This window comes from Enterococcus sp. AZ163, from assembly GCF_050498925.1.
Taxonomy (GTDB): Bacteria; Bacillota; Bacilli; order Lactobacillales; family Enterococcaceae; genus Enterococcus_A; species Enterococcus_A ferrettii.
The window spans coordinates 1511167-1525784 of record NZ_JBIPAO010000001.1 but is presented as its reverse complement, the minus strand read 5'-3'; the positions used below and the strand labels follow the sequence as shown (position 1 = coordinate 1525784).

The window sequence follows — 14618 nt, the reverse complement described above, 5'->3', positions numbered from 1 at the left end:
TTTACCCTCCCCCTTGTTTCTCTAATACATCAAATACGCTTTTATAATTCGTTGTATAATCTTTTGATTCGTCATACTTCAATAAGTAGAAGGTTATGGAGCCTGTGTCCTTAACCTCACCTAAATCAATCAGTTTATCCAGTTGCCCGTTTTGAACGGATTGACCATAAAACACTGGGTTCGTTTGATCAGGCACCACTTCAGAACTCTTCCAGGTTAACTGAAAGGCTCTTTTTTCTTCAGTCGTAACTGTCACCTTTGCGTAGGGACTATCTGCCGCATCTTCAACGATTACCTGAAATCCTTCTGGTGATTTTTCAATTAAAAATCGGGCGGTAAGTTCCTTCTCATAAGGATAGGTTGCTTTTGCCTTAACAACAGCAACCTTGCCAGTAGTTGTACCTGCCAAGAAATCCTGTCCCAGCTTAATCTCAATAGTTGCGGCTTTCTGCTGATCTTTAGGTAAAAGCAATTCCTCAGTAATCCCATTAGTTGAAGAAACAGGACTACTATCCGCTTCAAAAGCTGCGGAAGGATCATTTACCTCAACCGTGTACTGAATATCCCGGGTAGTCAATCGTTTACTATCTGGAAAATTTCGCAACTCGAGACGAATTGTATCTTCTTTAGTCCAATCAGCAATTACATAGTCATATTCCTCTGCAGCACTCAACGGTTCTTTTAATAGGTCACTTGTAAAAAAAATCTCAACTGCCTTCACGGTTGAATCCTTTGCCTGCTGAGAATAGTACTTTGCTAAGTAATAAGAGCCCATGCAGAAGATTCCAATGACTAGGACAACGATTAATCGAATTCTATTTTGCTTAGATTTAAATGGTTTGCTTTCTTTCATATGTAATCACCTAATCTATTTGTTCCGCTCGTAAATTCAAACGAATCGCTTCTAAATTATTTTCATTAACAGTATTTCTTTCTTCTTTCGGCCAAAAAATCCTTAGTGAGTAACTATGTATCTGGGGTTGCTGAGAACCGGGATTCATGGTACCTTCTATTTTATTATTTTGAAAATCAAGCTTCTTCCCCTCTTTATACAGTTCATAGTTTACGGGCAGTGACCCATAGCTTTCCAGCTGAATCGTATAACGCATAGCCGTTTCGATCTGTTTTACTCCATCCCTATCAGTAATGTCTATAGCTATTTCATCATATTCATCCGGCGCCAGATTCAGATTCACTGGCACAGACTCGAAACGATCTCCTAAAAAAAAGCCTACTCTAGTCGACGCACGGATTTCGCTCGTGGCATGAAATTTGGAATAGGTCAAGCTCACTACTAAAGAGAAGAAAACAATCGATAAGCTCAAGACTATTGCTGCTTTATAACGATTCTTTTTTATTAACTCTATCATCCTGATCCCTCCTCAAAATTGAAAAACTCATTTTTTATCCTTTGCTAATATAAAAGTACGGTTGTTATATTAAACTATAGAGAATAATATTCTGCTTAGAATTTATTTCCCTTCCTCATTGCCTTCTCGCACAGCTTCCATTATACGACTCTATTTTATCATATAATTATAATCAAAATAGAATTATCACAGAATATTTCTTCGATCTTAAGGTTAGTTAAATTATACGGGTCACATTAAGAAAACAAAAAAGGAAAATACAACGATAAAACATCTCTTATCCTCTCAATTATTCTTTTTGTAACAAAATCTTCTGTGCTTTTGTAATGCAAGATAGAATTTTCCAGACTCCATTAACCTCAAAGCAATAAAGCGAAGTGTTTCATCTAAGTCTCGCTTACCGCTCACCCATTTGCTTGTTCCCCAATCCAAACAAAAAACTAGGCATTCTTGCAAAATAAAAAGAGCATGCAGCGAATGCACACTCTTCCAGTCGGTCAGTTTGTTTTAGTTTGGAGCAAAATAATTTACGTCTTAGTTTCTCTGAGCCTTATGTTCTCTCTTTTTCACTACACGCAACGCAACATGAGCTGCTATTAAAGCAATAAACGGTATCGCTCCTATGATTAGCAGGCTAGGCGGTATATACCCAACTGGAGGTGCTTTGCTGCCGCCACCCACAACAACAGCTATTAATGATACCCCACACAGATTGTATAAGATCAGAATCGCCTTATTCAATTTATTCACCATGATGCTCGTCCTCCTTTATATTGGGAAGGTTGTAATAGTTTCTCAGGTTTTGGGCATTGGCTAGATAATCTAAAAAACTTGGTTTGGCACGACCAATCAGCTTGTTAACATTCACTTTATACAATTCGCTTAGCCTTACCAATTGATCAACATCTGGGTAACTCTTGTTGCGTTCCCACTTGGAAATCGTTTGAGGTGTCACATGGAGGACAGCGGCAACATCCTTTTGAGTGAACTGATTTTCTTCACGGTAATATTTGAGCTGCGAACCAATCTTAATCATGAGCATACCTCCTCGTCTATTTAAGTATAACGTATCTGTTGAACTGCTCACCAGCTTTTTCAGGTAACGAATTTGTTGACCGGAGAAATTACTGCTCAACGCTGCGTTGTTTCCTTGATGTGACGGGGTTCATCAGCCCTGAGCGCATAAAAAAGGCGGAGAAACTATACAAAGTTTTTTCGCCTCTCAGGTTTACATTATACGAATCTAATAGAAATTGATGAATCAAACGATGAACAAACTTCTTTATCTCATCTTATTTTTTCTCAATCAAATAGCTTTCTAATTTTGGAATGCTGACTTGTTCTTTCCAAATGCAAATGGGGCAAGCAATAAAATACTCCGCTGAAGCCGTGCATATTGGAATGAAAAATATAGTGAGCTTGCTGCCGAGTTTGATTCCCTCCATCGTTACCCAATTTGAACAATTAGGACAGGTACACTCCAGATGTGTTTTCCCTAAATTTTCCGCAAATCCTTTACTACCCCAGACAAAAAGCATACAATTCCCCTTCTTTTTCACATACTCTTACTGATAATTCTTTTGCTGATACCCTATGCACTGCTGGTAAAAGGCCTCACTTAATTGATACCCTTTGCCCCAGTGAGTCAGGATGAGCTTGCCTTCAACACCTTGGGCCTCAAACTTGCGCTTGATCCGGTTAATCATACAGGATAGCTGACTCATGTTCGATGGGGTTTGTCCTTCTGACCAAATTTTTTCGCATAATTCTTTGCGGGTGATCAGTTCGCCCTGAGCTTCTATTAATAGCTCCATCAATTTGCTTTCTTTACCGGTTAAGTCAATGTTCATTGCGTTTCGTTCTTTTGAACTATCGCCACCTGGAAAGGGCACGATCCTTGCAGCGGTGGATTCCTTTTGATTAACACTGGCTTGGGCTTGTGAAAGCTTTTCCCGTAGGTCAAACAATGCTTCCTCCTCTAATAAAAAGCCGTGCAGTCCTCGATTTTTCCAGCTTGCCTGATCTTCCATTGATGGAAGCAGACCCACCTCTCGCAAAATAGCCACAGGATGGCGGTGGAAGAAATCTACCAGTACACCGGCTTCCTGATCACAGATGGTTTTGCTGAAAATAACCGCTTGAAATTGTTGTATCAATGAAGGCGGCATGCCAAAACGCTGCACCTGATCAACTAGCTGAGCGGAGCACCAGACTTCGTGGTTTAAATTTTGCAGCCTTTCCTGCAAGGATTGGTCGGATAAAATATTTTTAGTTAGAAGTAGAACTTGACTCATGACTATCGCCTTCTCTCGTTGTGGTTTGCGGTTCTTGGAAAACAATCTTTTGTGCGAATTGATCGACTTTTTCTTGCAGTTGTTGATAGAGCGTTAGGATGTCTTGTTTGGAATTGGTTAGTTCATTGGCTAATTTCCCCGCCTGCTCTTCCATTATCTGAGCACGCTGCTTGGCCGTGGTAATTAATTGATTGGCTTGCTGCTGGGCTTCTTGAATGGTTTGATCCCCTTGCTTCTTGGCAGACAAGAGAATTTTGCTAACCTCTGCCTGTTTGGCGGCTGTTTCTTCCTGCAACGCATAAAATTGCTCTTCCATCAGATGAGCATGATCCTTTTCTGCCCGGTAGGCAGTCTGAGCATCCGTTACCTGCTGCTCCAATTGCGTGATTTGTTGTTGAAGCTTTTGGGTGGTTTCTTCTTTTTGCAACAGCTGCTGGCGCTGAGCATGAATCAACTGATCTTTTTCGGTCAGTTGTTTTGATAAAATAATAGCTTGTTCATCGGCATTCTTAATTTGCTGATGCAGTTTGCTGTTTAAAGCTTCTGCCTCTCGCAGTTTGGCTGCTTCTTGAGAAACCGTTGTGAATTGTTTTTTCAAGCTTTGATAAATAGCCTGCTGGTCTTTTAATTCTTGCTTTAGCTGTGGCACTTGTTGAGAAAGCGTTTGTTCTTCTTCCACTTGGCCCTGCAAGTGAATGATATCGCTATGCGCTCGGTATAACGCCTCGCTTAGTGCGTCTTTTTCTTCTTTTAACTGCTGCTCTTCTTGATGGGCCATTTGAGTTTGACTGGTGAGCGCTCGCTGGTTGAGCTGATGGCTTAACTGATTATTCTGGGCGATCAACGTTTGTCGTTCTTTGACTAGCTCGTCTAATTTCAGACGTAATTCTTGTACTTCACTCGTTAGGCGAGAAAGTTCTTCTTGTGGTTGCCGATTTTGTTTTTCAAGCTGTGCTTGGGCTTGTTTCAAGGCTTCTTCTAATCGTTGTTGTTCCTTTGTTTGTTCTTCGCTGACTGCTGGTTGATTTTCGTAGCTGGCTAATCGTTCAGTCAGCTGGGTTCTTTCTTTTAGCAGCTGCTCCTTTTGCGCCATCAGCTTTTTCGTCACTGTCGTGATTTCGTTTTGCTTGTTTAACAGCTCCTGCTTGGCTTGTTCCAATACAGCCTGCTGCTCTTTGAGTTTTTGGTTTTCTTCTTCCAATGCTTGAGTGGCTGTTTCGTCTTGTTTGGGTTTTAGTTGGTAGACCTTTTGTTCGCTTTCTTCTTTAGGTTTAACTGGCGATTGTTTTTGAGCCAACGGACCCACTCGTTCTTCAATCACTTCATCCGATAGTTCGTTGATTTCGTCTAAAATACTTTTGGTAAAAAACCAGCTGTCTTTTTTCTTTTTGCGTTTTGTCGCCATTTTAGTCGTCATCCTTTGCTTTTTTTTCTGCTTCATCTAGTAATTCAAAGGCTTCATCCGTTTCGTTGCGGCCATAGGTGCAGCTGTAAACGGTCGGGGCGTCTGCCTGTGAAGTTTCGTTGATTTGAAAATGGATTTGGGTCAGCTGGGTCACCGCTTCAGCTTCTTTAACAAAAGCAGTCATGTTTTGGCGAATCGTGTCTTCGCTGGCAGAGGTACTGACATCTCCTACTAACGAAAGGCTCAGCGTTTTAGTCGGCACATCAATCGAAAGAACCAATGTTGATAAGCCAAAGTAAGGCACAATCTGTTGACTCAACCCCTGTTCAATCTCAGATTGCAGCGAGGCATTGCCATTGTCTTTGAACAGCTGGTCCCAGGAATAATCTACCAACCCGATGCCTGCTTCTGGATAGTTCTTCACTGGAATCTTGGTAATCAGCTGTTTTTGTTCCCGCTTTAGGGAAAATGTCTCGTCTTTTAGGGTTTCGCTTTGGGCTCGCAAGGTTTCCACTTTTCCTTCCGTTTGAAACAAGGAAAGAGTGACACATAGGACGGTTGCCCCAATAAGCAGACCATTGATTAGTAAAATATGGACATGCTTTTCTTGTTCCTTTTGCTTAATCAGGTGCAGCTTTCGTCGGGCTTTTTCAGTTAGCTGACTGGACTGCTCTACCTGTCGAATCCGGTAATGAATTAGGAAACGGTACCCGCTCAGGCCTAAGATCAGTAAGACAAATAAGACACTGAGGACATTTAGTATGAACATGCTGGGACTCCTTCCTTAATTAATGGGGCCAAATTCTGAGAATGGATAGACCCTGTATTGAACCTTGCCTTCCACCTTCTCGGCATCGACCCACCCAAAGGAACGACTGTCCTTTGATACTGCAGTATGATCGCCAATCACAAAATAATGATGGGGTGGAATCGTGGCCTCCTTTTTCAGTTCTCGAGCAGTTTTAGGTTCTAGGTCAAAGGTGTAGGTGGTCGTAAAGCCTTCGTCGCCAATACTGAGAATCAGCCGATTGCCTTGAACCAAGACCGAATCCCCTGGCAAACCAATTACTCGTTTGACAAACATGCCTTCTTCTTCCGAAACAGAAAACCCAATGACTGAATAGCGGACAATTGATGAGCGTTTGTTTAGCAGTACCCGATCGCCATCCTGCAGGGATTCCTGCATCGACGTTCCTGCGACGGGATGGATCAGGTAGTTATGGTGCACCCAACTGAATAGGATGACTAGCATAGCTATAAAGAGAACACTTTTAACTAGCACTTTTAACCAGTGAATCGAGAGTTGCCGCTTTCGATGAGTACTCATTTCGGCTTGATGTAGGAAACCAGATTGGATTTCGCCAGATCATTAGAAATGACACGGTAAGAAATGGTGGTTCCCCCAACGACGTTTCCTTCGGAGATCAAGATTCCTTCATCCGTCACAGCCTCCACAAAAGCCACATGGCCGTAACGCGGATCAGAGCCTGCCGTTCCCGGTGTAAAGGATACTAGATAACCAGTCTTTGGTGTTTGAGTTACTTCATACCCTAGTGCTCGTCCCTTGGTTCCCCATTCACCGCCATTGCCCATAAAATCATCCACCTGTCCACCAAGTTGAGCGACTCGATTGAAGGCATACCAGGTACATTGGCCGACCGGATACGACCCGGATACGTTATAGTTTTTCCCATCATAATCTTTCAACTTCATCTTTTTACGATATTCAGCTGGAATCGACTCCTTACCTTGTAAAACCGCACTGGTACTGCCGCTTTCTGACAAAGGCTCATCATAAAGTGTCAGATGATACGCCGCAATGATTGAACTGATTTTTTTGTGATAGGAAGTGTCTGTCGCATACTTTCCAGTTAGCGCTCGAGCTGCTCGTAAATAGTTCTTGGACTCTGACCGCCAAACTTCTTGGTAATAAGCGGTATTTCCCGAAATTCCTTCGCGAATCAGTGAGACATAATCACCTAACGATTCTGCGTAGCTTGGATAACGGCGAAAGGCGGCCGAAATCGTGTAGAGTTCTCCGTTGCCCCGATCTTCTTGAGTGGGCAAACTAACCGAGTGACCACCATAGCTGCCCTTCACCCCAAACAGATTGTAATTGGGGGCGACCGATAACCCGCTGGTACCTGACCCACTTTCTAAAATGGCTTGGGCAATCATGACAGAGGCAAACACATCGTATTTCAGTCCTAGTTTTTGCGCATCGACTGCCACCTGATCAATAAACTGTTGGGTTTGATCGTTGGTCTCAATCGCAAAGGAAGCGGGATAAGATTGTTCTACCTCTTCGGCATAGGCTGTTTTGGTTCGATTCGTTGGTCGTTTGCCAGATCTAGTTTCTTCTTCACGTTCAGATAGGAGTGCAATTGCTACTTCTTGTTTGGTATCTTTTTCTTCGTTTTCTTCTGAAATGTCTACCTCTTTCGCCTTAACCGTCAGGTAATGATCTTCTCCCAGATACAAACCGACGATGCGGTTTTCTACTATTAAAAGATCTCCTGGTTGCAGGTCTTTTTCTTCAATTGCTTGTAACGATTCTTCTAAATTTTCATTGAATAGCTGACTGAACAGCCCTTCGACAAATTCTTGAACCGTATAATCTTCTTCCTTTTCTCCCAATTGTTTTAAGCCTTCATAAATCAGAACACCATGCTTTGGATCGCTAAAGGAGGAAAGCAGCGGCAATTCGTACCCATTAAAATCTGACTCCGCGACTTGGCTCACTCGCAAGCTTTCGTCCAGCTCTACTTCCCGATTGCTTAATGGATTACTTGAGCCAATCGTTGGCAAAGGTGAAGCTGGCACAACAACTGATGGTTGTGCGGGAAAGCTGGCAATCACTGGTTCACTGGTAGCTGGTGGCGAAGCAGGTGTTGGCTCCTGAGGTTCAGGTATTTGTTCTTCTACTGGTCGTTCTGTTGAAGACTCCGTTGTACTTTCTGAGGAGCCAATCGCTTCTTGACTAGAACTGCTGGTCGACGAACTTTCTTCGGTCTGGCTCTGTGACGTACTCGTTTCTGTTGTACTTGAAGTCGTGCTCGTCGTACTTGTCTCGCTCGTACTCTCAGACGAAGTGGTCGTACTGGATTCCGTCGAACTTTCTTCCACTGAACTCTCACTTGTGCTGCTTTCTTCTGAGACAGAAGTCTCCTCCGTGACTTGTGTTTCAGAAGAAATTGTTTCGGTTTCTGCAGGTACTTCAGACTCCGTGACTTCTTGAACTGGTTCTACCGGCACAGGTTCTATCACTTCTGGCGGCAGGTCATTGATGGACTCAGAAGGAATCGTCGTTTCTATAGTGGTTTGACTGCTGGTACGTTCAGTCAGCTCATCGCTGGCCTTTAAGCTGCGGCTTGTGGAAATACTAAACACGGTAATAATACCCAACACCAATAGTCCACTACCTAAAATGAGTTTCTTCATGGATTTCCTCCTACTAACGAATCAAGCTGAAAAATAAAATCGGCAATAACATCAATAAAAATAAAGGCACAATCGTCTGCATTGGATCTGAAATAATCCGAGCAGCGATAGTCATACTGGTTTTAGTCACTTGCGGTACGGGGTCAACTTGCAGCAGCTCACCATTTTTGATGGTACCGTCTTTTTTTATTCCTAGTTCTTTGAGCTGTTGGTCGTTCGCTTCTGACAATGGTTCTTGTTTGACTAATTTGCCTTGGACGACTCGGCGATAAATGGTTCCGATATCCCCTTCACATCGTAGTAACGTGATCGTTGGCGTTTGGTTGGCTGAACCTTCTTCCACATACGACACTTCGGTATCTTGAATGGTTTTGTTTACCGTGACTTCGTAATGAAAAATGCTTTTGAAATCCGTGGCATAGATCGTGTCTTTTTCCTTTAAGTTTTGAATCCTATGTAACAACAGATCCTGGTCGAAAATATTGTGGGACAGCAGCACGTAATTGCTTCTACCTAATTGCTGGTCGGCTTGATAGGTAGCTGCCCCGGTCAATAAATTCTGATTGGCTAAGCCTGCCAAAATCGGCAAATTGATATCAACCTTAGGAATCACCAGCTTGCCAATCCCCCATTGATTAGTGGTATCCTGCAACCTATTTTTAGCCTTGGCATAATCGGCAATGTTCACACTGGCGATTTGTTTTTCTCCGTAGTTAGCTTGACCGATCTTGTCCAGGTTGTACTCAGCCAGCTCGGACTGAACACCAATCGGAACCTCGGCCATTGCCGTCTCTTCTTGCATCTGGGTGTAGCCATAAATGGCGAAGCCAATCGTGGTCAGCATCGCAAAGAACAAGAGAAAGAAATAGGCACGCGTAACCCAGAATAATTGCCGCAATCGTTTCGCCGCTTTCACATAAACTTTTACATCTTTGGAACGCAGGCGTTTCAATTGGTATCGATAAATCGCCATTAGCAGAATGAACAACAGCACATTGAAGGCTAATGTAGCCAACACCATATTTTGATAGCTGAAGGTGTTGCGCTTTTTGACTTTCTTCTTCGTGGCTTGTTTGTAAGGAATGCGATGTCCTGTCACTAGCAACCGATAGGTATTAATCCCAGGTGGTGTACAGGTCAACAATGTCACTTTATCCTTACCTGGTTGAACCTTGACCTTGTCTGCTTCGCTGGGCAGAATTTCTTCAAAGGAATCAATCTCATAGGCCAAGCGTTTACCGAGGATATTAATATAGAAGATATCTCCTTCCGTTAGGTTGCGAATATCGGTAAAAAGCACCTGATTTTTCACGCCGCTATGTCCAGTAATCACCGCTCGTGTGTTTTTCCCACCGACTGGAATCGAGGTAGATTCAATATGACCTAAGCCTTTATCCAAGGTTTGATAAGAGGTGCCATGATAAAAGGGCATCTTCTCGATATCAATTGCCGGAATATCGATAGTCCCCATGGTGTCTCCCACGTCGGCAATATTCTTATACGCCATCGGTTCAGGATTCTCGCCGAGTTGCTTTTGATAAATGTAGCGATTATACTCTTTTGCCAGCTGCCACTGTTGGTTGATTTCTTCTTGGCTCATGCGTTTTAAGACTTGGTCATACTTGGCTGTGGCCTCGCTGCGCTCCCGATTGGCTAAGTAATTGCCAACAATCGGATACAATAGGATGATGACACCAATGACAATCATGACAATGGCAAAGATCATCAAAAAGGAATGGTTTTTCTTTTGTTTTTTGGTCTGAAGCATCCCTTCTGCCCCTCTCGTTCCCGCTTATTGAAAAGAAAGAGCAACTCAGACGAGTCACTCTTGTCTAAAAATGATGCTTCTTGGTTCGCATAAAGTAGCCGCCAATCGCCCCCATTACCACAATCAACGCTAATATCAGATACAATGGCTGCATCGTACCTAGGGTGCCACTAGTTTGCGGCAACCGTTTATTGGCAGCGGTGGCTTCTGCGGCGGTTGGGTTGGCCGGATCTTTTTCCTTCGTTCCTGAGGTGCCCGGCAAAGTCTGCACACTAGACTTCGGATAGAGATACACGTCGGATAAAGCATCACCGGTTCGTTGCGGCAATGGCATCTCAAAAGTAACTGGCTCCATCACTTGGCGCAACGTGTCCGTGGCTTTTTCACTGACACGATAAGTCCCCGCGACCAGATTACCCACACGAGCACTCCCTTGATCGTCTGTTGTGATAGTGGCAGAAAAAGCATCTACCCCTTCCACCGGGCGAAACTCGCTGGTCCCTTCCATTGGGGAGACCCGGACAATTTCATAAGTGATACCGGATAAAGGATCTAGCTGATTTCCCTCAGCATCGGTGACCTTTTCTGCCTTCGTCCCATCTTGAGGAACATCTTCAGATAAAGTCACTCCTTCAGCCAACTTGTACTTTTGGATCGTAATGCTAAACCCCGTTTCTTCTGCCGCAACTGATTGCGGCAGAAGAACAATACCCAGCAGCAAAGAAAGCAGTAAGCAAATGGTTCGCATCTTTTTCATCGCGTGTGCCTCCTTCGCTTCGGCTGACGGTAATAGAGCATCATACCGATAAAACCAACGGTCATCAAGCTGGCAGCTGCCAACAGAAGCATGATCATTGGGTTATCACCACCTGTGAATGGCAGATCGGTTTGGACATCGTTGTCTTGGTACAATTGAATCACTTGATTTCCTTGCGTAATGGTGACTTTAATTGGTTTCTTTAAGAGTTCAAAACCAGATGGGGCTTTGGTTTCGACTAAGGAATATTCGCCAGGGAATAGATTCTCGGTTAAGCCTGAACCTACATCAAATTGAAGCTTCCCATCCTCATCTGTAGTGGCAGTGCCCAGCTTAGTACCTGTGCCAGTGTGCCCTTGATACAGATCGAAGACAGCACCTTTCAAAGGTGTACCCGTCGCTTTTTCTGGATCGCTTAGTTCGCCGTCTTTGTTTCCATCAATCGCTGTACCGGCTTCATACTTAAAGAGCTTAATGGTCCCAGGACGAATCAAGCCGACGTTCACGTCAGTTACATGATTGATTGAATCAGCCTGTCCCCAAACAGAAGCAAGTTCATTAAGCTTCGGCTGCGTGTAGTTTGGCGTCTTATTGTCGTTTGGATCAGCCTTTGAGTTTTTAGTGACATCATCGCCAATTAATTGTTTGGTGACTCGATGGATTTCTCCATCAATGATAAACTCCGCAACATATTCGCCTTCTGGTAGATTCTTAAAGATGTACTCGCCATTTTCATTCGTCTTAATTTTGGAGTTTCCTGAAGAATCAATAAATTCTTCTCCAGTTAAGCTTTCTTTGACCAGCTGATTTTTATAGTCAGGATTTTCCAGACTGGTGCGGTAAAGTTTTACTGGAATATCTTTGGCAAAATCTTCTAGTACTGACTGATCCGGTTTGTTTCCGATTAAGCCATCGAGACTATCATCATACCAAGCGACACCTGAGAGGTCGCGGCCGACTACGAAAGTCTTTACTTCTTTTGTCTTCTGATAATCATTAAGCTCTGAATTTAAAGAAGCATCGTTAATAAAACATTCTCCTGCCTTCTGTTGTTCAGGCTGCATTGTTATTTTGATCTCTATTTGTTCATTCTTAGCAATTTTTGGAGCAAGTATTACTAATGCTTTAGCATTTGCTAATTGACTTGAATCCTCACTCATCTTGTACCAACCAGTAGACTGTGTAATAACTAAATCATTTGGATCAGAAAACTCGGAGACTGAATTAACTGAATAGTAAATATCACTTTTTTGCATTGATGAACTTACATTTTTAATCATATATGATCCAGAAAAATCACTATTCCGTGCATCAGAATTGAAGGGTAACACATCTAAAATTCGTATATTTTCTATTGAAGAAAAACTTGTATTTTTTCCTGTAAGTGTATAACTAAAAGTAGTCAGTGATGTATTTTCTGGTTGTGCAGGATCAATCTGATTTCCTGTTTCAATTAATTCTTTATCTACACTCTTATTTATAGTCAGTTGCTTAGGAATTTTTACAGTAGTTACTACTTCATTTGAATCAATTGAATCTTTTTGTCCGTTGAAATACGTAGCAGAAAGATTCACTTTATTTTTGATTTCAAGCTTACCTTGACTATTTTTATTAATTTTACTTAACTCTGTAATTTTTACTGGAACGTCAAAACGCAGATTTCTTAATAATGAATAAAAACTCGGATTTGACAAAGTTTCACCTTTTGCTTTAATTGTCAATTTACGCGTTGTTTCATCTAGGTCATACATAAAATAGTTAGTGACGTCTTGATTGTTATTACTGGTTGCATAAGCTTTAATATTACCAACACTATTTACTAAAGATAAACCGTCTGGCATTTCATCTTCTAAAACCCATTCACTCAAATTATATTTCTGATAAGCATTTTGAGGTATTTTCCCTTCCAATGAATAGGTGAATATCTCATGTAAATCAGATAATTCATTATTAAATACTAAGTTTTCATCCGAATCTGACACATACTTCTTAGGCTTTACAACTTGAGTAGGAACTGTTGAATGAAATCCTATTGCCTGACTCCAATTTAATACATTATCTCCAGGATTAACGATTGGGATATTAGGTCGTTGCATCCATCCAGCTGACGTAGCACTTCCCTTGAAGGTCATTGAAGGTACGCGTTCCGCCGGTTCAAAAATTGATATATCAGTTTTTTGTTTTGGTTCAAAAACTATGGTCTCTTCACTGTTCTTTTTTCCGATTATTAATTCATCACTACTTTTTTGTTTAAAAATAGTAGGATACATCGCAATATTTGTGCCATTTTCTACCCAATACTGTTCAGGCCCATCAACATCTCCATAAATTAAGGGTAATTTTACACTATAAGGGATGTTTGTATTATGTTTGTAAAATTCTATTACGTATCTTGCCGCTGAAACTCCTCTTGATAGATTCGCAATAAAAAAGGGTTGATCATTATAAAACCTTAGTTCGCAATTAATTGAACTCAATGTCCCAACAGAAGTATGATGTAAAGGATTTGTTTGGACGTAGTCAAACTTCATTTTTATATCTATAAAATCCTTATTATTATATTTAACATTTTCAAAGAACACTCCAAATTCATCATTGTTAATACTATCTGGAGCAAAATCTTTAAACTGAACTCCTTTTCTAGCAGGAGTGTTTAAAACTGTCCCGGGTCTACCAAAACCTTGAAATGTCACTTCAGAAAAATCTAATACATTATCAAACTCAGGGGTCATCCATGAATTTTTATCATTCAAGTCATATTCTGATAGATTTGCCCCTATATACTCCGTATAATCCGTTGTAGTTGCTAACGGCTGAAGATTTCCCATTTTCATCTGGAAGTCTTCAAGTTCACTATCACTTTTGATGGGTTGCCTAGAAGGTTCTTTGCTTATTATTTCGTTATCCTCTAATTGATCCGTATCTACAAAAGAATTAGATGTATTTTCACTACTCTCATTAATATCTTCACTAGATTGCATTTCTCCATCTAAATATGAAACTAATATCTGAGTTTGAGAAGTGTCTTCTATGTCGTGCACAATTATTTCTTTTGCTTCATTTGAAAAGCGAACAATACTTAATTTAATAGTATCTCCTTCTGATACACTTAAATAGAAGTTACCTGAGTTCTCTCTCTCTGGATTGACAGCTTTTATTAATGAGGGGAAAGATTTTTTTTCATTTTCTAAAAGTTCAGTAGTCGATTCTATATTGCCGGAAATTAGTTCTTGCTTAAGCATTTCGTTTTCAAATTGTTCAGTATAGGACCATTGGCTTATATTCAAATTTGGGAATTCTATTTTGTAAAGGTTCTCATCATAAGGAATTTCTAGAATTGTTTCTTTCTTAGCGGTTAAATCCATTTGTATGGTTCTCTCGTCTGTTTCGTAAGGACCTTCAATAATATGACTATCGATAGCTATTTCAGCTAATGTAGAATCTGTAAATGTAAAAGCCCTTAATAACTCTCCTTTAGGAGTAAGCATGAATGCTACTCCTAAAAGAAAAATGATGGGAAGAAAGACTATGGATATTCTGATAAGTCTCTTTTTTTTCATTATCTTGCCCATCCTTCCTGTTT

General features: G+C 41.4%; 12 protein-coding genes. All 12 read right to left on the bottom strand.

All coding sequences use genetic code 11. From position 1 onward, the window contains the following. Position 1: 1 nt before the first annotated feature. Positions 2-853: a hypothetical protein gene (locus IGI46_RS07305; protein ID WP_429962686.1), complete on the bottom strand. Its 852-nt coding sequence runs from the start codon at positions 851-853 to the stop codon at positions 2-4. A 10-nt stretch (positions 854-863) separates the two neighbouring features. Further along, the gene (locus tag IGI46_RS07300; RefSeq protein ID WP_429962685.1) at positions 864-1370 is read right to left on the bottom strand and encodes a hypothetical protein; all 507 of its coding nucleotides are present in this window, start codon (positions 1368-1370) and stop codon (positions 864-866) included. A gap of 534 nt (positions 1371-1904) precedes the next feature. Further along, a complete protein-coding gene (locus tag IGI46_RS07295) occupies positions 1905-2123 on the bottom strand; it encodes a hypothetical protein (RefSeq protein ID WP_429962684.1) in 219 nt (72 codons plus the stop codon). Next, positions 2113-2406: a helix-turn-helix domain-containing protein gene (locus tag IGI46_RS07290; RefSeq protein WP_207702127.1), complete on the bottom strand. Its 294-nt coding sequence runs from the start codon at positions 2404-2406 to the stop codon at positions 2113-2115. Before IGI46_RS07290 ends, IGI46_RS07295 begins: the two co-directional genes overlap by 11 nt. Before the next feature lie 529 nt (positions 2407-2935). Next, on the bottom strand, positions 2936-3664 hold the full coding sequence (locus IGI46_RS07285) for a winged helix-turn-helix domain-containing protein (RefSeq protein WP_429962683.1): 729 nt from the start codon (positions 3662-3664) through the stop codon (positions 2936-2938). Beyond that, a complete protein-coding gene (locus IGI46_RS07280; RefSeq protein ID WP_429973179.1) occupies positions 3639-5069 on the bottom strand; it encodes a hypothetical protein in 1431 nt (476 codons plus the stop codon). The genes IGI46_RS07285 and IGI46_RS07280 overlap by 26 nt, the downstream gene beginning before the upstream one ends. Before the next feature lies 1 nt (position 5070). Continuing rightward, the gene (locus IGI46_RS07275; RefSeq protein WP_429962681.1) at positions 5071-5838 is read right to left on the bottom strand and encodes a hypothetical protein; all 768 of its coding nucleotides are present in this window, start codon (positions 5836-5838) and stop codon (positions 5071-5073) included. Between the two features lie 15 nt (positions 5839-5853). Beyond that, positions 5854-6396, bottom strand: a complete 543-nt coding sequence (lepB, locus tag IGI46_RS07270) for a signal peptidase I (RefSeq protein ID WP_429962680.1) — start codon at positions 6394-6396, stop codon at positions 5854-5856. Then, positions 6393-8510, bottom strand: coding sequence for a glucosaminidase domain-containing protein (locus tag IGI46_RS07265; protein ID WP_429962679.1), 2118 nt, complete (start codon positions 8508-8510; stop codon positions 6393-6395). Before IGI46_RS07265 ends, lepB begins: the two co-directional genes overlap by 4 nt. Positions 8511-8523: 13 nt before the next feature. Beyond that, positions 8524-10278, bottom strand: coding sequence for a class C sortase (locus tag IGI46_RS07260; protein ID WP_429962678.1), 1755 nt, complete (start codon positions 10276-10278; stop codon positions 8524-8526). Positions 10279-10342: 64 nt separating this feature from the next. Beyond that, on the bottom strand, positions 10343-11035 hold the full coding sequence (locus IGI46_RS07255) for a pilin N-terminal domain-containing protein (RefSeq protein WP_429962677.1): 693 nt from the start codon (positions 11033-11035) through the stop codon (positions 10343-10345). Further along, positions 11032-14595, bottom strand: coding sequence for a SpaA isopeptide-forming pilin-related protein (locus IGI46_RS07250; protein WP_429962676.1), 3564 nt, complete (start codon positions 14593-14595; stop codon positions 11032-11034). The genes IGI46_RS07255 and IGI46_RS07250 overlap by 4 nt, the downstream gene beginning before the upstream one ends. Positions 14596-14618: the final 23 nt, after the last annotated feature.

What these genes read in the sequence shown, in the direction of transcription:
- IGI46_RS07305 (WP_429962686.1), bottom strand. Translation starts at nt 853, where the DNA reads ATGAAAGAAAGCAAACCATTTAAATCTAAGCAAAATAGAATTCGATTA.
- IGI46_RS07300 (WP_429962685.1), bottom strand. Translation starts at nt 1,370, where the DNA reads ATGATAGAGTTAATAAAAAAGAATCGTTATAAAGCAGCAATAGTCTTG.
- IGI46_RS07295 (WP_429962684.1), bottom strand. Translation starts at nt 2,123, where the DNA reads ATGGTGAATAAATTGAATAAGGCGATTCTGATCTTATACAATCTGTGT.
- IGI46_RS07290 (WP_207702127.1), bottom strand. Translation starts at nt 2,406, where the DNA reads ATGATTAAGATTGGTTCGCAGCTCAAATATTACCGTGAAGAAAATCAG.
- IGI46_RS07285 (WP_429962683.1), bottom strand. Translation starts at nt 3,664, where the DNA reads ATGAGTCAAGTTCTACTTCTAACTAAAAATATTTTATCCGACCAATCC.
- IGI46_RS07280 (WP_429973179.1), bottom strand. Translation starts at nt 5,069, where the DNA reads ATGGCGACAAAACGCAAAAAGAAAAAAGACAGCTGGTTTTTTACCAAA.
- IGI46_RS07275 (WP_429962681.1), bottom strand. Translation starts at nt 5,838, where the DNA reads ATGTTCATACTAAATGTCCTCAGTGTCTTATTTGTCTTACTGATCTTA.
- lepB (WP_429962680.1), bottom strand. Translation starts at nt 6,396, where the DNA reads ATGAGTACTCATCGAAAGCGGCAACTCTCGATTCACTGGTTAAAAGTG.
- IGI46_RS07265 (WP_429962679.1), bottom strand. Translation starts at nt 8,510, where the DNA reads ATGAAGAAACTCATTTTAGGTAGTGGACTATTGGTGTTGGGTATTATT.
- IGI46_RS07260 (WP_429962678.1), bottom strand. Translation starts at nt 10,278, where the DNA reads ATGCTTCAGACCAAAAAACAAAAGAAAAACCATTCCTTTTTGATGATC.
- IGI46_RS07255 (WP_429962677.1), bottom strand. Translation starts at nt 11,035, where the DNA reads ATGAAAAAGATGCGAACCATTTGCTTACTGCTTTCTTTGCTGCTGGGT.
- IGI46_RS07250 (WP_429962676.1), bottom strand. Translation starts at nt 14,595, where the DNA reads ATGAAAAAAAAGAGACTTATCAGAATATCCATAGTCTTTCTTCCCATC.